Raw genomic sequence first — 17,896 nt, 5'->3', positions numbered from 1 at the left:
AAAGAGGACACCCATGCGCAGCCAAGCCGTTCGCATCGACCGCCACGGCGGTCCCGAGGAACTGAAGATCGTCGACGTGGAGGTCGGCGAGCCCGGCCCCGGCGAAATACGCATCCGCCACCATGCGGTCGGCCTCAACTTCATCGACACCTACCAACGCAGCGGGCTCTATCCGTTCGCGATGCCGCTTCAGCTCGGCATGGAAGCCGCGGGGGTGGTCGAGGCGGTAGGCGAGGGCGTTGCGCACCTCAAGGCTGGCGACCGTGCCGCCTATGCCAGCCAGCCACCCGGCGCCTACAGCGAGCTGCGCGTGATGCCCGCGAAGAACGTGTGCAGGCTGCCCGATGCCATCTCTTTCGAGACCGGCGCGGCCATGATGCTCAAGGGCCTGACCGCCCAGTACCTGCTGAAGAAGACGCTGCCGGCCGAGGGCTTGCAGCCGGGCGACTTCATCCTCTTCCACGCCGCTGCCGGGGGCGTCGGCCTGATCGCCTGTCAGTGGGCCAAGGCCCTGGGCCTGCAGCTGATCGGCACGGCCGGGACCGACGCCAAGTGCAAGCTGGCGCTGGAGCACGGCGCGGCGCATGCGATCAACTACAGCAAAGAGAATTTCGCCGAGCGCGTCAAGGAGATCACAGGCGGCCAGGGCGTGAAGGTGGTCTACGACTCGGTGGGCAAGGACACCTTCGAGGGCTCGCTGGACTGCCTGCGGCCCTTCGGCCTGCTCGCGATCTTCGGCAACGGCTCGGGGCCGGTGCCGCCCTTCAATCTCGGCCTGCTGGCGTCCAAGGGCTCGCTCTACGTGACCCGTCCGACGCTGTTCTCCCACACCTCGAGCCGCGAGCGCACGCAGGCAATGGCGGACGACCTGTTCAAGGTGGTGGAAAGCGGCGCGGTCAAGATCCCGATCGCACAGCGCTATCCGCTGGCCGAGGTGCAGCAGGCACACCGCGACCTGGAAGCGCGCAAGACCACGGGCTGCACGATCCTCACGCTTTGAAGGGCCGGCTCACTCCATCGGACTGAGCCGCGACTCGCGCATCCGCGTGCGCGAGAGCGCGCCGGCGGAGTCGAGGATCGGGTAGGCGATCGAGCAGATGTGCGAGTTGATGCGCTTGAGCTCGCTGATCAGGTCGATGTGCAGCGAGCTGGTCTCGATGCTCGAGGCGGTCTGTTCCGCAAGCCGCTCGAGGTGCGTGGAAGCGTAGGCACGCTCCAGGTCGCGAAAGCGCGCCTTCTCCTCCAGCAGCTTCTGGGCGTCGCGCACGTTGGCATTGAGGAACACGCTCATGCCGAGCCGCAGGTTGGCGAGCAGGCGCTCGTGCAGCTCGACGATCTCGCGCATGCCGGCGGCCGAGAAGTTGCGTTGCTTCTTGATCTTCTTGTCCTCGATGTCGAGGATCACCCGCTCGATGATGTCGCCGATCTGCTCCATGTTGATCGTGAAGCTGACGATGTCGGTCCAGCGCCGGCTTTCCTCCTCGCCGAGTGCCTCGCGGGAGATCTTGGTCAGGTAGTACTTGATGGCCGAGTACAGCTCGTCCACCGTGTCGTCCATCTTGCGCAGCTCGGCAGCCAGGCGCAGGTCGTTGTCGCGGATCACCTTGAGCATGCCGATCAGCATGGTCTCGACCACGTCGGCCTGGTGCAGGGCCTCGCGCGCGGCATTGGAGATGGCGAGGGTGGGCGTGGACAGCGCCGACGGATCGAGGTGGCGCGGCCGCTGCATGGCCGTGGGGTCGGTCGGCATGGGGAGCAGGTGCGTCATCAGTCGCGCGACCCAGCCGGTGAAGCCGATGAAGCCGATGCTGATCACCAGATTGAAGCCCAGGTGGAAGAGCACGACCAGCTGCGTTGCGTCGGAGATATAGGGCCGGGCCTCGCGCAGGTAGGTCCCGACAAAGGGCGCGGCGATCGCCACGCCCAGCAGCTTGAAGACGAGGTTGCCCACGGTGACCTGGCGCACTTCGACCGAGGATTTCGCGGTGGTCAGCACGGCCAGCAGGCCGCTGCCGAGGTTGGCGCCCAGCACCAGGCCCAGCGCCACGTCCAGCGGCACCACGTTGGAGCTCGCCATGGCGGCCACCAGCAGCACCACCGCGAGACTGGAGTAGGCCGCGATGGCCAGCACCGCGCCGATGGTGATCTCCAGCAGCACGTCGCTGCCGAGCGAGGCGAGCAGTTCGAGGACTGCCGGCGAAGAGAACAGCGGCCCGGTGGCTTCGACCACCAGGCGCAGCGCCAGCAGCATCAGGCCGAGGCCGATCAGCACCCGCCCGACGCGGCCTGCCACGCTGGAGCCGCGCGAGATGAAAAGCACGACGCCGACGAAGATGAAGAGCGGCGACAGCCAGGAGAGGTCGGCCGAGAACAGCACCGACATCAGCGCGGTGCCCACGTCGGCGCCGCGCATCACGGCCAGCGCGGCCGGCAGCGCCACCAGGCCCTGGCCGACGAAGGAGGAGGTCATCAGCGACGTGGCGGTGCTCGACTGGACCAGCGCCGTGACGCCGATGCCCGAAAGCGCCGCGGTAAAGCGGTTGCGCATGCTGTGGACCAGGATCTTGCGCAGGTTGGCGCCGAAGACGCGCAGCACGCCGGTGCGAACGAGATGGGTGCCCCATACCAGCAGCGCAACGGCGGCCAGTAGATTCAACAGGTGCTTCATGGAAGCCGACGACTATAGACCAGCCGTCGGCCCGCGCTTGCCGGAGGCGGCCGCTACTTGCCGCGGCGCACGCGTCGCAGCTCGTCGAGGATGAGGCAGATCGCGCCGAGCGTGATGGCGCTGTCGGCCACGTTGAAGGCGGGGAAGTGCCGGCCGGCCAGGTGGAAGTCGAGGAAGTCGACCACGTAGCCATGCATCATGCGGTCGACCACGTTGCCGATCGCGCCGCCGAGGATTGCAGCCATGGCGAAGGAGAAGAGCTTTTGCCCCGCATGCGAGCGCAGCATCCAGACGATGAACAGCGCCGCCGCGACCCCGATGGCGGTGAAGAACCAGCGCTGCCAGCCCGCTGCGTCCGCGAGGAAGGAGAAGGCGGCTCCGGTGTTGTGGGCGCGCACGATGTTGAAGAAGCTGGTGACGTAGGTGGCATCGCCCAGCTTGTAGTAGCCGAGGATCAGCGTCTTGGTGAACTGGTCGAGGATCAGGATCACCAGCGCCAGCGCGAGCCAGGGCCAGATGCCGGTGCGCGGCGAGGCGAGGGAGCGGGTGGCGGCCATCAGGCAGCGCTCCTGGCTTCGCCCGCGCCGAACAGGTTGCTGGTGCAGCGGCTGCACAGGCCCGGGTGCGCCGGGTCGTGGCCGACGTCGTCGCGCCAGTGCCAGCAGCGCTCGCACTTGGTGCTTTCGGAGGACGTCACCTTGGACGCAAGCATGCCCATCTCCATGGCACCGACGTGCGATCCGCCGGTCGGCGCAAGGTTGGTGGCTCCCGCCCTTGCGATTTCATGTGAATCGGCGGGGCGTATTGCAGCCGCAGAGGTGATGAAGACAAACTTGAGGTCATCGCCCAGGCTCTGCAGGTCGGCCAGGATCTGCCCGTCCGCCCACAGCGCCACGTTGGCTTGCAGCGAAGAGCCGACCTTGCCTTCGGTGCGCAGCGCTTCGATGCTCTTGTTGATGCCGTTGCGCACTTCGCGGATGCGCGACCACTTGGCCAGGAGCGCCTCGTTGGGCTGGCCCAGCTTGCAGTAGACCTGGGTGAAGATCGACTCGCCGTTGCCGCAGAACTTCCAGGCCTCTTCCGCCGTGAAGCTCAGGAAGGGCGCCATCCAGCGCAGCATCGCCTGCGTGATGTGCCAGAGCGCCGTCTGCGCGCTACGCCGCGCGAGAGAGCCGGGCGCGGTGGTATAGAGGCGGTCCTTCAGGATGTCGAGATAGAACGCGCCCAGGTCCTCCGAACAGTAGACCTGCAGCTTGGCCACCACCGGGTGGAATTCGTAGACCTTGTAGTGCGCGAGCACCTCGGCCTGGAACTGCGCGGCGCGGCTCAGGGCGTAGCGGTCGATCTCGAGCAACTGGTCGAGTGGCACCGCATCCTTGGCGATGTCGAAGTCGCTCGTGTTGGCGAGCAGGAAGCGCAGTGTGTTGCGGATGCGGCGGTAGGCATCCACCACGCGGGCGAGGATCTTGTCGTCGCCGGCGATGTCGCCCGAGTAGTCGCTGGCCGCCACCCAGAGGCGGATGATCTCTGCGCCGAGCTTCTTGTTCACTTCCTGCGGCTCGATGCCATTGCCGAGCGACTTGCTCATCTTGCGGCCCTGGCTGTCGACGGTGAAACCGTGGGTCAGCAGGCCCTTGTAGGGGGCGCGGCCTTCGAGCGCGCAGGCGATCAGCAGCGACGAGTGGAACCAGCCGCGGTGCTGGTCATGGCCTTCGAGGTAGAGGTCCGCCTCGGGGCCGGTCTCGTGGTGCACGTTTGCATGGGTGCCGCGCAGCACGTGCGAAAACGTGGAGCCGGAGTCGAACCAGACCTCGAGGATGTCGGTGCTCTTGGTGTAGTGGGGTGCGTCGTCGGGCCCGAGGATCTCCTCGGCCGTCACCCGGCTCCAGGCTTCGATGCCGCCCTGTTCGACGATGCCGGCGGCCTGGTCGAGGATCTCCATGGTGCGAGGATGCAGTTCGCCCGTGTCCTTGTGCAGGAAGAAGGGGATCGGCACGCCCCAACTGCGCTGGCGGCTGATGCACCAGTCGGGCCGGTTGGCGATCATGTCGTGCAGGCGCGCCTTGCCGTTCTCGGGATAGAAGCCGGTCTCTTCGATCGCCTCCAGCGCCATCCGGCGCAGGGTCTTGGGCGCCTTGTCCTTGGTGAACACGCCCTCGCCCTCGTCCATGCGCACGAACCATTGTGCGGCGGCGCGATAGATCACTGGCGTCTTGTGGCGCCAGCAGTGCGGGTAGCTGTGGGTGATGGCCTCGGTGGCCAGCAGCCGGCCGGCATCGCGCAGGGCCTGGATGATGTGCGGCACCGCCTTCCAGATGTGTTCGCCGCCGAAGAGCGGGAAGTCCGGCGCATAGGTGCCGTTGCCCTGGACGGGGTTCAGGATGTCGTCGTAGGCCAGGCCGTGGGAGACGCAGGAATTGAAGTCGTCCAGGCCGTAAGCCGGGGAGGAGTGGACGATGCCGGTGCCGTCGTCGGCGGTGGCGTAGTCGGCCAGGTAGACGGGCGACAGGCGGCGGTAGCCGGGATCGACGTCGTACAGCGGGTGCTCGAACTCCAGGCCGCCCAGCTTCTCGCCCTTGACCGTGGCGAGCACCTTGCCGTCAAGCGCGTAGCGGTTCATGCACATCTCGACCAGCGAGGCGGCCAGGATCAGCAGGCCGCGCTCGGTGTCGACCAGCGCGTAGTCGAGCTCGGGGTTGAGGTTGAGCGCCTGGTTGGCGGGGATGGTCCACGCGGTGGTGGTCCAGATCACCGCGAAGATGTCCTTGCCTTCGCTCTCTGTTCCGAAGGCCTCCAGCACCCGATTCGGCTCGTGCGCCTTGAAGGCGACATCGACCGTGTTCGACTTCTTGTCCGCATACTCGATCTCGAACTCCGCCAGCGAGGAGCCGCAGTCGAAGCACCAGTACACGGGCTTCAGCCCGCGATAAACGAAGCCCCGCTCGATCACGCGCTTGAATGCGCGCAGCTCGCCCGCCTCGTTGGCGAAATCCATGGTCTTGTATGGATGGTCCCATTCGCCCAGCACGCCCAGGCGCTGGAAGTCGGCCATCTGCTGCGCGATCTGCTCGGACGCGTAGGCGCGGCTCTTGGCCTGCATTTCGTCGCGGCTGAGGTTTCGGCCGTACTTCTTCTCGATGGCGTTTTCGATCGGCAGGCCGTGGCAGTCCCAGCCGGGCACGTAGAGCGCGTCGTAGCCCTCGAGCTGGCGCGCCTTGGTGATCATGTCCTTCAGGATCTTGTTGACGGCATGGCCCATGTGGATCTGGCCGTTGGCATAGGGCGGGCCGTCGTGCAGGATGAACTTGGGCGCGCCGCGGCGGGCGTCGCGCAGGCGGTGGTAGCGTCCTTCGTCGTTCCATTCCTGGACCCAGCCCGGCTCGCGCTTGGGCAGGTCGCCGCGCATCGGGAAGGGCGTGTCGGGCAGGTTGAGGGTGGCGCGGTAGTCGGTGGTGGAGGCGGCGTCAGCAGACATGGTGAAGTTCGAACAGAGGACTTCGACAGGCTCGGCCCGAACCTTGGGGAAGGCGTCGGTGCGAAGGAAAAAAGCCGCTCGCCCCGAGCTTGCAGAAGGGCGGTGGCGCGGTCGGGCCCGGGCTAAATTCGATCGCGCGTGGTCTGGCGACGGGTCTCGGCGTGGGCGGAAGCGAAGAACGCACGTGCATCGCGGCCATCCTTCGCAATGCCCGCCGTCAGGGCCTCGAGGCTGGTGTAGCGCAATTCGTCGTGCAGTTTGTGCAGCAGTTCCACGCGGACGATTTTACCGTAGGCCCCTTCTTCGCCGAGCTTGGCGGGCCAATCGAGGCAGTGGGTCTCGAGCAGGACCCGGCCGGCGTTCACGTCGTTGGCATCGAGCGAAGGGCGCACACCCAGGTTGGCGACGCCGTGCAGCGGCTGCTCGGCCAGGCCGTGCACCAGCACCGCAAAGATGCCGCTGGCGGCCGGCTTCCAGTGTTTGAAGCGAAGGTTGAGGGTGCGGAAGCCATCGTCGCGCCCGGGGGCCGACGCGCCCAGCGCACGGCCCAGCTTGCGGCCGTGAACCACGTGGCCCGAGATCGCATAGGGACGGCCGAGCAGGGCCTGTGCGTCGCTCATCCGGCCCTCGGCCAGGGCTTCGCGCACGGCAGAGCTGGACACCCGCAGGCCGTGCACCTCGTAGCTGTTCATGCGCGCGACGTCGAAGCCGTGGGCCTCGCCGGCGGCGTCGAGCATCGCGTAGTCGCCCGCGCGCTTGGCGCCGAAGCGGAAATCGTCGCCCACCAGGATGTAGCGCGCGCCCAGGCCGTCGATCAGCACATGCTGGATGAAATCCTCGGCTGTCTGGGAGGCGAGCCGGGCGTCGAAGGGCAGCACGATGGTCTGGCTCACACCACTGGCCGCCAGCGCGCTGAGCTTGTCACGCAAGGTGCCGATGCGCGCCGGCGCCAGTTCGGGCCGCTTGGTGCGCTGGGCGAAGTAGTCGCGGGGATGGGGCTCGAAGGTGAGCACGCAGCTTGGAATTCCGCGCAGGCGCGCTTCCGTGTTGAGCAGCCCCAGCATGGCCTGGTGCCCCCTGTGCACGCCGTCGAAATTGCCGATGGTCAAGGCGCAGGCCGGAGCCACGCCCGGATGCCTGAAACCGCGGAAAACCTGCATCTGGTGATATCTTTTTGATAGCGCTTCGCGCCCGCCAATGGGCTCACTCGGGGCTTTTTGTCACAAAGCCGGTATATTGTGACGCAGTGCGTCGCTCGCAAGCCGGTCGGTCTGCGCGACGGCCTGGTCTTTCCGTGGTTCTTCCCTTTCGTGAGGAGGCGTGTGTGAAGGTCTTGAAGCTCTCGGCCCAGGGGCTGCCCCAGTCGTGGATCTCGCTGGAACAGGCGGTGATCCATTACGCGGCGGACGAGGTGCGCTGGGAAGTCGGTGCGCAGGTGGCGGTGTTCCGCGGCGGGCACAACGCGGTCACGGGCCAGCAGTCGCAGATTGCGATCAACAGCATCATCGGCACCAAGGGCGTGCCGCGCATCAATCCCTTCGCGATGCGTCCTGGCCTCACCAACAGCAAGCTGTTCGCGCGAGACCGCAACATCTGCGCGTACTGCGGCGGCCACTTCCACGAGGAAGACCTCACGCGCGAGCACATCATCCCGTTCGCGCAGAACGGCATCGACAGCTGGATGAACGTGGTGACGGCCTGCAAGCCCTGCAACCACCGCAAGAGCAGCCGCACCCCCGAGCAGGCGAACATGCCGTTGCTCTACGCGCCCTACGTGCCCAGCCTCTGGGAAGACTTCATTCTGCGCAACCGCCGCATCCTCGCTGACCAGATGGAGTTCCTGATGGCGCACCTGCCGCACAACTCGCGGCTGCACGGTTAGCCTGTTGCCGGGCCCGGCCACTTCGGCGGCCGTTTCTCGATGAAAGCCTGGACGCCTTCGAGCGCGCTGTCGTCCATCATGTTGCAGGCCATGGTCTGGCTGGCATCCGCCAGCGCTGCTTCGACACCCGTTTCGATCTGGCGGTAGAACAAGGCCTTGCCCAGGGCCAGCGCGGTCTTCGGCTTACCGATGATGCGGGCGACCAGCGATTCGACTTCGTCATCGAGCGCATCGGGGGCTGCCACGCGGTTGACCAGGCCCTTGGCCATGGCTTCGTTCGCGTCGATGAAATCGCCGGTCACCAGCATCTCGAAGGCGGCCTTGCGGCCAAGGTTGCGCGACAGCGCCACGCCAGGCGTGGAGCAGAACAGGCCGACGTTGACACCGCTCACTGCGAATTTCGCCGCACTCGAGGCCACTGCGAGGTCACACATCGCGACCAACTGGCAGCCGGCCGCGGTCGCGATGCCATGCACGCGCGCAATGACGGGCACCGGCAGGCGCTGGAGGGCCAGCATCATTTCGCCGCATCGCGCGAACAGCGCTTCATAGTAGCGGGCGGAGGGTTCTGCCCGCATCTGCTTCAAGTCGTGGCCGGCACAGAAAGCCTTGCCCGCGCCGGCCAGAACCACGCAACGAGCAGCTTCGTCGGAACCGACAGCGTCGAGTTCAGCGGCAAGGGCCGTGATCATTTCTTCGGAGAGCGCGTTGAAGGCCTCCGGACGGTTCAGCGTCAGCGTGACCACGCCGCGGGCGTCGCGTGCATTCAGCACGAGGTTTGCATTCGTATTCATGGTGGGGCCCGTCAGTAGGTCAGTTCGAGCACGCTGACATGGCCTTGCGCGGCCGGCCAGCTCTGGCCCGCGACCCGCTCGCCGTTGAATTCGGCAGCGATGCTGCGAGGCGAATCGCTCGCAAGCTTCAGCTTCGAGCTCGATACGCCGGCACCCAGCGGCGGCACGCCGGGCAGTTCGCGCTTCCCGTCGAAACTGACGGCGTCGCGCTGGAGGTCGAAGTAGCCGCGCGGCCGCGTGAAGATGACCACGGCCTTGGCATCGCGGTCAGCTTCGGCAAGGCGTTCGGGCCGGAGCTGGACCACGGCACTGGATCGCGGGAATGGGCTGCGGTAGATGTGGGTGGTGGCGTATCCCGGGGCGCTCAGCACGAATTCGTACGCGGCTGTCGGTTGCCCGGTGAAGGGGCCCCAGCGGCCGTCCGCACCAATGGTCTGCTCCCAGGCGGGCACAGCGCGGCGGACGCCCGTCGCGGCATCGACGGCATGGACAGCGAGCCGCGCGCCGGTCAGCGGCAGGTTGTTGGCGAAGGCGCCGCTGGATGGATCGAGAGGATCGAGACCGAGGCCGGTGACGCGACCCGACAGCGTGACGGTGGGTTCCGCCGCGGGCTGCAGCGTTCGTGGCGCCTGCCCGGTCAGGAAGCGCCAGGTCGCATCGAAGGCCGCAGGCGAGAAGGAGGTTTCGCGGTGGTCGACGCCGGGGAGCACGATGTTGGTCGCCCCCTTGAGCGCCGGCCCGTCGAAGCCGATGTGCGTGGCCGTGCCTTTGGCGCCGATCCAGACCCCGTCGGGCTGCGCGTACTTGTCGTTGTTGTCCGAACGCAAGGTCAACCACTTCACGCCCGGCGTGACTTCATCGCCGGCCGCATTCTTGGGTGCATTGAGCCGCTGCAGGAAAGGGCTCAGGCCCGAGAACTCACTGCCCTCGCGCAGGCCCTTCACGGCCCAGATGCCGTGCGCCGGATTTCCGCCCAGCACCACATGGCTCACGACTTGGTTGCCTCCGCCGTTCTGCACGTAGTTGCGGATCGTGTTGCCGCCACGCGAGTTGCCGACCAGCACCACCTTGGGCGCTCCCGTGGCCTTCAGCACGCGCTCGACCTCGGCTTTCAGGAACGCTGCAGACTCCGCGGTGGAACTGCGCCCTGGCTGCGCGACGCTGTCGTCGTCGCGCGCCAGCGGGAAGGGTTGGTCGGGTGCGAACAGCCGATCGCGCGGCCAGCCATTCGACTCGAAGCGCCACAGCGTGGTTTGCCACAGTGCCGCGGAGTCGCCGTTGCCATGCATGAAGACGATCGGCGGACGATCGGTCATGGGAGGCACGGAGCTGCAGGCGGCGAGCATGGTCGTTGCGAGGCTGAGGGCGATCAGGTGTCGGCGAGTGTGCATGGAAGCTCCTGCGCAATGAGAAAGCGCCCGCCAGCACAGGGCTGGCGGGCGCGGCGTGCTATCGCGAAAAAGACAGCAGCCCTGCGTGTCATGCAAAGACGCCGGCGCTGTCCTGCATGCGTGACGATACCTCGCCGAGGTGGTGCAGGCTGTCGCCGAACACCATTTCGAGCTGGGTCAGCTTCCTGAAGTAGTGGCTGCCGATGTACTCGTCGGTCATGCCGATGCCGCCGTGCAGCTGCACCGACTGCTGCCCGACGAAGCGCATGGCCAAGCCCAACTGGTACTTGGCGCGGGCCATCGCCTGGCGCCGCTCGGCGGCCGGGGCGTTGAGCTTGAGCGCCGCGTAGTAGCTCATGGAGCGGGCCAGCTCGAGCTGCATCTTCATGTCGGCCACGCGATGGCGCAGCGCCTGGAAGCCGGCGATCGGCACGCCGAACTGCTTGCGCGTGTTCATGTATTCCACGGTGAGGGCGAGGGTCTTGTCCATCGCACCCACGCCCTCGGCGCAGGTGGCCGCGATGCCGATGTCGACTGCGTGCTCGAGCACCGGCAGTCCGTCCTTCGCGACGAGCGTGGCGGCGGCCTTGTCGAACACCACCTCGGCTGCGCGGCTGCCGTCCTGCGTGCCGTAGCCGCGCGCGGCTACACCGTCCTCGGAGCGTGGCACGAGGAAGAGCGCGATCGTTCCGTCCAGCTGAGCGGGCACGATGAAGGCATCGGCCTCGTCGCCGGCCGGCACCAGGCTCTTGGTGCCGCTCAGCCGGTAGGCGTCGCCGTCCTTCGTCGCAGTCGCGGCGCACACATCGAGCCGATAGCGCGCCTTGCGCTCCTGATGAGCCAGCACGACCAGGGCCTGGCCCCCGGCAATGCGCGGCAGCCAGTTGTTCCTGGTGTCCTCGTCGGCGTGGCCGGCGAGCACTGCGCCGGCGATGAGGGATTGAGCGAGCGGCTCCAGCACGATGCCGCGGCCGAGCTCTTCCATCACCACCATGCCTTCGACAGGGCCCATGCCCAGGCCGCCTTCGTCCTCGGGAATGTAGAGGCCGCACAGGCCGAGCGCTGCCAATTCGTCCCAGGCCTCGCGCGAGAAGCCGCCAGCCGCCTCGAAGGCGCGGCGGCGCTCGAAGGCGTAGCCTTTTTCAACCCACTTGGCGACCGCGTCGCGAAGCTGCTGCTGGTCGTCGCTGAAATTGAAGTCCATCGTCTCGTTCCTTCCTGCTGTGTCGCGCTCAACCGAGGACGGTCTGGGCGACGATGTTGCGCTGCACTTCGTTGCTGCCGCCGTAGATGGTGGTCTTGCGCATGTTGAAGTAGGTGGTGGCCAGCGGCGCCAGCTCGGGATGGCCACCGGGGAAGTCGCCCTGCCACCCCGCGGCCATGGCTTCGCGAATGAGTGGGAGCGCGAAGGGGCCGCCCGCCAGCATCATGAGTTCGGAGTAGCGCTGCTGGATTTCGCTGCCGCGGATCTTGAGCAAGCCCGCGATGTCGAGCGAATTCTTGCCCGAGGTCGCGGCCGAAAGCACGCGCAGCACCAGCATCTCGAGCGCGATCACGTCGACCTCGAGCTTGGCGATTTCGTCGCGGAAGCGCTGGTCTTCCCACACGCCCTCGCGCTTGGCGATGCGCTTGAGGCGCTCCAGCTCGCGCTTGGCGCGATTGGCGTCGGCAATGTTGGTGCGCTCGTGGGACAACAGGTGCTTGGCGTAGGTCCAGCCCTTGTTCTCCTCGCCGATCAGGTTCTCGGCCGGCACTTCGACGTTGTCGAAGAACACTTCGTTGACCTCGTGGCCGCCGTCCATCAGCTTGATCGGGCGCACGGTGACGCCCGGTGACTTCATGTCGATCAGGAGGAAGCTGATGCCGGTCTGCGGCTTGCCCTCGCTGCTGGTGCGCACGAGGCAGAAGATCCATTCGCCGTACTGGCCCAGCGTGGTCCAGGTCTTCTGGCCATTGACGATGTATTTGTCGCCTTGGCGTTCGGCCCGGGTCTTGAGCGAGGCCAGGTCGGAGCCCGATCCGGGCTCGCTGTAGCCCTGGCTCCACCACACCTCGCCGCTCGCGATGCCGGGCAGGAAGCGCTTGTGCTGCTCGGCGTTGCCGAATGCCTGGATCACCGGCGCCACCATCACGGGGCCGAAGGGCACGATGCGCGGCGCGCCGGCCAGCGCAGTCTCTTCCTCGAACAAGTGCTTCTGCACGGCGGTCCAGCCTGGGCCGCCGAACTGGACGGGCCAGCCGTAGCCCAGCCAGCCTTTCTTCCCGAGGATCTTGGCCCAGCGCTGCATATCGTCGCGCGTCAGCTCCAGTGCGTTGTGCACCTTGTGGGAAATGTCCTGAGGAAGGTTGTCCTTGACCCAGGCGCGAATCTCTTCGCGGAACTTCTGTTCCTCGGGCGTGAAGCTCAAATCCATGCGTTGCCTCGCTGTGTGGGTAGGGCGCCGAGAAGGCGGCGCACTCTGATCTGTCGAACCGGCTGTTTTTAGCACGGTCGTGCTTGTTTGGCCTGTCCGCGTGGAGACAAAGCGACCGGGGGGAAGCCAGCAGCAAAGATAATCCCGCCTCCCATGAAGAACATCGTGATCCTGATCTCCGGCAGTGGCTCCAATATGGCCGCCATCGTGCGCGCCGCCGAGCGCGAGCAATGGGCGCGGCGCTTCGGGGCGCGAGTGGCTGCGGTGATCAGCAACAGGGCGGACGCCGGCGGCCTTGGGCTCGCGCAGGCGGCGCGCATCGCCACGGCCGTGGTCCCGCACCAGGATTTCGCCACCCGGGAGGCCTTCGATGCAGCGCTCGCGGAGGCCATCGATGCGCATGCGCCTGTGTTGGTGGTGCTGGCTGGGTTCATGCGCATCCTCACGCCGGGCTTCGTGGCCCGCTATGAAGGGCGCCTGCTCAACATTCACCCTTCGCTGTTGCCGGCTTTTCCGGGGCTCCACACGCATCGACGCGCTATCGAGGCGGGCTGCAAGGTGGCAGGGCTGACCGTGCACCAGGTGACGATGGAACTCGACCATGGGGCAATCCTGGCCCAGGCCATGGTGCCGATCATTCCCGACGACACCCCGGCGACTCTTGCTGCTCGGGTTTTGACGCAAGAACATCGGGTTTACCCGCAGGCGATTGCAAGCTGGTTGGCAGGAACAAGCTGACCGTTCCCCCCGTTGCGGGGAAGCCCCGAATCATTTTTTCGACTGTTCGCTTCGGTCGTCGCCGCTGCAGACGTCAATGGGAGCCCCTACGATCTCGATTGCGCCATGGGCGGGACTGCGCAGCCGGCATGCGTTCACCTGGTCCGAATCGTCTGGACGCGCGCAGCCGGCTGAGACAATCGCGACATGCACCCCAGAGCCCTTCTCGAGGCCTGCGCCGACCTGGTCGGCCTGGTCCTCAAATTCGAACATCCTGCCGACCAGGTCGTTTCCCGCTACTTCCGCGACCATCGCGAACTGGGACCGCGCGAGCGTGCCACTTTGGCCGAGACGGTCTACACCGTGCTGCGCAAAAAGCTGCTGTTCGACCACCTGTCGCCCTCGGGCAGCGGACCGAAAGAGAGGCGGATGGCCATTCTTGGCTTTCACGGTCCTCGCGACTTCCTCAAGAGCGCCCTCAGCGACGTCGAGAAGCGTTGGCTCGACCAGTGCGATGCCGTGAGGCCCGACGACTTGTTGGAGCGCCATCGCCACAACCTGCCGGAATGGCTGGTGGCGCCGTTGAAGGCGCAGTTGGGCGACGGCTTCTGGCCGCTGGTGCAAAGCCTGCAGCAGCCCGCGCCGCTGGATCTCCGGGTCAATGCGCTGACCGACAAGCGAGCCGACGTACAAAAGGAACTGGCGCTGGCCGGCATTCAGGCCACCGCTACCCGCTATTCCCCTTGGGGACTGCGCCTCGAGGGCAAGCCGGCGCTTGCCAAGCTCGACGCCTTCGCACGGGGCGCCGTCGAGGTGCAGGACGAGGGCTCGCAACTGCTGGCGCTGCTGCTCGACGCCAAGCGCGGCGAAATGGTGGTCGATTTCTGCGCTGGTGCGGGCGGCAAAACGCTCGCGATCGGCGCCACCATGCGCAGCACCGGGCGGCTCTACGCTTTCGACACCTCGGCACACCGGCTCGACGCGCTCAAGCCGCGGCTGGCGCGCAGCAAGCTGTCGAACGTGCATCCGGCGGCGATCGCCCATGAGCGCGACGAACGTATCAAGCGCTTGGCGGGGAAGATCGACCGGGTGCTGGTGGATGCGCCCTGTTCCGGCCTGGGGACGCTGCGCCGCAATCCGGATCTCAAGTGGCGGCAGTCGCCAAAGGCTATCGAGGAGCTGACCGCCAAGCAGGCCTCGATCCTCCAGAGTGCCGCGCGGCTGGTGAAGCCCGGGGGGCGCTTGATCTACGCGACCTGCAGCGTGCTGCCGGAGGAGAACGAGGCCATCGCCGAGGCCTTCGGCGCCGCTCATCCGGAATTCGCGCCGCTGGACATCGCGCCGCTGCTCGGCGTCCTGAAGGTGGCCGATCCCCAAACCCTCTGCGCTGGCGGCGAAGCTGGCGCACGCTATCTACGGCTTTGGCCGCACCTTCATGCCACCGACGGCTTCTTCGCCGCTGCTTGGCAGCGAAAGTAGGACCAAACCCCAAAGGCAGCCTAATACTTGTTACAGATCAAGGATTTAGCCCCCTTTTTGGAGACCCACCCTTTAAAATCGGCACTTACCTGAAGGCTGCACCTTCGTGCGGCCATGGAGTACCGAACTCAATGTTGCTTCCTGACTCTGCCCTCCTGAGCGCGGCCATCGACTGGCTCGGGAACGGCCTGTGGGATCTCACGTGGTGGCAGATCGTGCTGTACACGCTGTTCACCACGCACATCACCATCGCTGCGGTCACGATCTTCCTGCACCGCACGCAGACGCACCGGGCCATGGATCTAGGCCCGATTCCTTCTCATTTCTTCCGTTTCTGGCTCTGGCTCGGCACCGGCATGGTCACCAAGGAGTGGGTGGCAATCCATCGCAAGCACCACGCGAAGTGCGAAACCGATGAAGACCCTCACAGTCCGCAGGTCAAAGGCATCGACGAGGTATTTTGGCGTGGCGCCGAGCTCTACCGTGCCGAGTCGAAGAACAAGGAGACGATGGACCGCTACGGCCACGGCACGCCGGACGACTGGCTGGAGCGAAATCTCTACTCCCGCTACAGCTGGCAGGGCGTGGGGCTGATGCTGGTGCTAAACCTGGCGCTCTTCGGCGCGCTCGGTCTGGCGGTATGGGCAGTCCAGATGCTCTGGATTCCGATCACTGCGGCCGGCGTCATCAACGGCATTGGCCACTACTGGGGCTATCGCAACTTTGAGGCGCCCGACGCCAGCCGCAACATCATGCCGTGGGGCCTGATCATCGGCGGCGAAGAGCTGCACAACAATCACCACACCTATCCCACGTCTGCCAAGTTTTCGGTCAAGAAGTATGAGTTCGACATTGGTTGGGTCTACATCAGCCTGATGCAGAAGATCGGCTGGGCCAAGGTCAAGAAGCTGCCTCCGAAAATGCAGCTGGGCGATATCCGACCCGTGGCCGACGAGAAGACGCTGGAAGCGGTCATCGCTAACCGTTACGAAGTGATGGCCGGCTACGCCCGTGAGATGCGCCGCGCCACCAAGCAGGAACTGGTATTGCTCAAGGCAAAGGGTGCCGACCTGTCTGCGCTGAAGGCTGCCAAGCGCTGGTTGCATCGCGACGACGACAAGGTGCCGGTCACCGTTCGTTCAAACCTTGTGCAGGCCCGTGCGGCCCACCCGGTTCTTGACAAGATGGTGACGATGCGTGAAGAGCTGCGCCAGCTCTGGCTCAATACCTCCCAGTCGCGTGAACAACTGGCCGCCGATCTGGCTGCCTGGTGCCATCGGGCTGAAGCCAGCGGCATTGCGGGATTGCGTGACTTCTCCACACGGTTGCGTGCTGCCCGCACCTGACGTTTGGATTTCGGGCGCCTGTCCCGTAGATAAAGCCGGCCCTTGAGCCGGCTTTTTTGTGAGCCTGTTAAATGCAGGCGCAAAAAAAGCCCGCTGGATCAGCGGGCTTCATCGAAGAAATAGGTCGAATTACTTCAGTTTGATTTCTTTGTATTCGACGTGCTTGCGTGCCTTGGGATCGAACTTCATGATCGACATCTTTTCAGGCATCGTCTTCTTGTTCTTGCTCGTCGTGTAGAAATGGCCGGTACCCGCTGTGGATTCCAGCTTGATCTTTTCGCGTCCGCCTTTGCTCGTTGCCATGATTCAGCTCCTTAAGCTTGGCCGCGCGCACGCAGGTCTGCGAGCACGGCGTCAATGCCCTTCTTGTCGATAAGGCGCAGCGCAGCGCCGGAAACACGCAGGCGCACCCAGCGGTTTTCGCTCTCGACAAAGAAGCGGCGATATTGCAGGTTCGGGAGGAACCGGCGCTTGGTTTTGTTGTTGGCGTGGGAAACGTTGTTTCCGACCATCGGGCCCTTGCCCGTGACTTCGCATACGCGTGCCATGAAGAACTCTTTCTTGAACAGCTGGCACCCGGTCGCAAGGATTGCGTGGGTGGGTTGCAGCTTGACCTCGCCAGAATCGGGTGGCGGTATCCCGGCTTACCGACGTTTCGGACCCAGCAATGCATAGGGCTCGATTCGGCAAAGCCTCGGATTATAGCGTCAGCGGCTGCGTGCAGGGCCTCAGAGTGTTCCGTCCTGCTCCAGAAAGCGTTGGGCGTCCAGCGCCGCCATGCAGCCGGTACCGGCACTGGTGATCGCCTGACGGTATACGTGGTCTTGTACGTCGCCCGCGGCGAAGACGCCCGGAATGCTGGTCATGGTCGCGAAGCCCTGCAAGCCCGAGCGGGTGAGGATGTAGCCGTCCTTCATTTCCAGTTGCCCCTGGAAGATGTCGGTGTTCGGGTGATGGCCGATCGCGATGAAGCAGCCCTTGAGGTCGACCTGCTCGGTTGCTCCGGTCTGCGTGTTCTTCAGCCGAATGCCTGTCACGCCCGAATCGTCGCCGAGCACCTCGTCCAGCGTGCTGTGGAGCTTGAGCTGGATCTTGCCTTCCTTGACCTTCTCGTGAAGCTTGTCGATCAGGATCGGTTCGGCGCGGAACTTGTCGCGACGATGTACCAGCGTGACCTTGCTCGCGATGTTCGAGAGATAGAGAGCTTCCTCGACTGCGGTGTTGCCGCCGCCGATCACGCACACTTCCTGCTCGCGGTAGAAGAAGCCGTCGCATGTCGCACAGCCCGAGACGCCGCGCCCCATGAAGTGCTGCTCCGAGTCGAGCCCGAGGTACTTGGCTGATGCACCTGTGGCGATCACCAGCGAATCGCAGGTGTAGGTGCCGCTGTCGCCAGTCAGCGTGAAGGGGCGGTTGCTCAGGTCGACCTTGTTGATGTGGTCGAACACGATCTCGGTCTTGAAGCGCTCGGCATGCTCCAGGAAACGCTGCATCAGATCCGGCCCTTGGACGCCATGCACGTCGGCCGGCCAGTTATCGACCTCGGTCGTGGTCATGAGCTGGCCGCCCTGGGCGATGCCGGTAATCAGCATCGGCTGCAGATTGGCGCGCGCCGCATAGACCGCAGCGGTATATCCGGCAGGGCCCGAGCCCAGAATGAGTACCTTGGCGTGGCGTGAAGAGGACGACATGAGTAGAAAACCTAGGTTTGACGCTGCATCAGCGTGTAC

At 65.5% G+C, this 17,896-nt stretch carries 16 protein-coding genes; 5 read left to right on the top strand and 11 right to left on the bottom strand.

Going from position 1 to position 17,896, the window contains the following annotated elements; translation table 11 throughout:
* Positions 1 to 13: 13 nt before the first annotated feature.
* On the top strand, positions 14 to 1,000 hold the full coding sequence (locus E5CHR_RS24765) for a quinone oxidoreductase family protein (protein WP_162582290.1): 987 nt from the start codon (positions 14 to 16) through the stop codon (positions 998 to 1,000).
* Between the two features lie 9 nt (positions 1,001 to 1,009).
* On the opposite strand, the gene E5CHR_RS24760 is transcribed toward E5CHR_RS24765, so the two are convergent.
* The 4 genes from E5CHR_RS24760 to E5CHR_RS24745 form a co-directional block, all read right to left on the bottom strand.
* A complete protein-coding gene (locus E5CHR_RS24760) occupies positions 1,010 to 2,668 on the bottom strand; it encodes a Na/Pi cotransporter family protein (protein WP_162582289.1) in 1,659 nt (552 codons plus the stop codon).
* A 53-nt stretch (positions 2,669 to 2,721) separates the two neighbouring features.
* Entirely contained in the window at positions 2,722 to 3,225 is a 504-nt protein-coding gene (lspA, locus tag E5CHR_RS24755; protein WP_162582288.1) for a signal peptidase II, read from the bottom strand.
* The gene (gene ileS / locus E5CHR_RS24750) at positions 3,225 to 6,143 is read right to left on the bottom strand and encodes an isoleucine--tRNA ligase (protein ID WP_162582287.1); all 2,919 of its coding nucleotides are present in this window, start codon (positions 6,141 to 6,143) and stop codon (positions 3,225 to 3,227) included. The genes lspA and ileS overlap by 1 nt, the downstream gene beginning before the upstream one ends.
* Before the next feature lie 122 nt (positions 6,144 to 6,265).
* Positions 6,266 to 7,303 carry a bifunctional riboflavin kinase/FAD synthetase gene (locus tag E5CHR_RS24745; RefSeq protein ID WP_162582286.1) on the bottom strand — a complete coding sequence of 346 codons (1,038 nt, stop codon included), beginning with the start codon at positions 7,301 to 7,303 and terminating at the stop codon, positions 6,266 to 6,268.
* 164 nt (positions 7,304 to 7,467) lie between these two features.
* Here E5CHR_RS24745 and E5CHR_RS24740 point away from each other — a divergent pair, with 164 nt between their 5' ends.
* Positions 7,468 to 8,025, top strand: coding sequence for an HNH endonuclease (locus E5CHR_RS24740; RefSeq protein WP_068681453.1), 558 nt, complete (start codon positions 7,468 to 7,470; stop codon positions 8,023 to 8,025).
* Here the strand turns inward: E5CHR_RS24740 and E5CHR_RS24735 are convergent.
* The 4 genes from E5CHR_RS24735 to E5CHR_RS24720 form a co-directional block, all read right to left on the bottom strand.
* Positions 8,022 to 8,819, bottom strand: coding sequence for an enoyl-CoA hydratase (locus E5CHR_RS24735; protein ID WP_162582285.1), 798 nt, complete (start codon positions 8,817 to 8,819; stop codon positions 8,022 to 8,024). The genes E5CHR_RS24740 and E5CHR_RS24735 overlap by 4 nt on opposite strands.
* Positions 8,820 to 8,830: 11 nt before the next feature.
* Positions 8,831 to 10,210, bottom strand: a complete 1,380-nt coding sequence (locus E5CHR_RS24730) for an alpha/beta fold hydrolase (RefSeq protein ID WP_162582284.1) — start codon at positions 10,208 to 10,210, stop codon at positions 8,831 to 8,833.
* An 88-nt stretch (positions 10,211 to 10,298) separates the two neighbouring features.
* Positions 10,299 to 11,414: an acyl-CoA dehydrogenase family protein gene (locus E5CHR_RS24725; RefSeq protein WP_162582283.1), complete on the bottom strand. Its 1,116-nt coding sequence runs from the start codon at positions 11,412 to 11,414 to the stop codon at positions 10,299 to 10,301.
* Between the two features lie 28 nt (positions 11,415 to 11,442).
* Positions 11,443 to 12,624 (bottom strand): acyl-CoA dehydrogenase family protein, encoded by a 1,182-nt coding sequence (locus E5CHR_RS24720; RefSeq protein ID WP_162582282.1) that lies wholly within the window; start codon positions 12,622 to 12,624, stop codon positions 11,443 to 11,445.
* Between the two features lie 153 nt (positions 12,625 to 12,777).
* Here E5CHR_RS24720 and purN point away from each other — a divergent pair, with 153 nt between their 5' ends.
* From purN to E5CHR_RS24705, 3 genes are all read left to right on the top strand, one after another.
* The gene (purN, locus tag E5CHR_RS24715) at positions 12,778 to 13,362 is read left to right on the top strand and encodes a phosphoribosylglycinamide formyltransferase (protein ID WP_162582281.1); all 585 of its coding nucleotides are present in this window, start codon (positions 12,778 to 12,780) and stop codon (positions 13,360 to 13,362) included.
* A 186-nt stretch (positions 13,363 to 13,548) separates the two neighbouring features.
* Positions 13,549 to 14,820, top strand: coding sequence for an RsmB/NOP family class I SAM-dependent RNA methyltransferase (locus E5CHR_RS24710; protein WP_162582280.1), 1,272 nt, complete (start codon positions 13,549 to 13,551; stop codon positions 14,818 to 14,820).
* Positions 14,821 to 14,951: 131 nt separating this feature from the next.
* A complete protein-coding gene (locus tag E5CHR_RS24705) occupies positions 14,952 to 16,166 on the top strand; it encodes a DesA family fatty acid desaturase (protein ID WP_162582279.1) in 1,215 nt (404 codons plus the stop codon).
* A 129-nt stretch (positions 16,167 to 16,295) separates the two neighbouring features.
* On the opposite strand, the gene rpmG is transcribed toward E5CHR_RS24705, so the two are convergent.
* From rpmG to trxB, 3 genes are all read right to left on the bottom strand, one after another.
* Positions 16,296 to 16,469 carry a 50S ribosomal protein L33 gene (rpmG, locus tag E5CHR_RS24700; protein ID WP_007830291.1) on the bottom strand — a complete coding sequence of 58 codons (174 nt, stop codon included), beginning with the start codon at positions 16,467 to 16,469 and terminating at the stop codon, positions 16,296 to 16,298.
* Between the two features lie 11 nt (positions 16,470 to 16,480).
* Positions 16,481 to 16,714 (bottom strand): 50S ribosomal protein L28, encoded by a 234-nt coding sequence (gene rpmB / locus E5CHR_RS24695; protein ID WP_086925294.1) that lies wholly within the window; start codon positions 16,712 to 16,714, stop codon positions 16,481 to 16,483.
* Positions 16,715 to 16,894: 180 nt separating this feature from the next.
* A complete protein-coding gene (trxB, locus tag E5CHR_RS24690) occupies positions 16,895 to 17,857 on the bottom strand; it encodes a thioredoxin-disulfide reductase (protein ID WP_162582278.1) in 963 nt (320 codons plus the stop codon).
* Positions 17,858 to 17,896: the final 39 nt, after the last annotated feature.

This window comes from Variovorax sp. PBS-H4 (assembly GCF_901827205.1).
GTDB lineage: Bacteria > Pseudomonadota > Gammaproteobacteria > Burkholderiales > Burkholderiaceae_C > Variovorax.
This window is presented reverse-complemented; position numbering and strand designations above follow the sequence as displayed.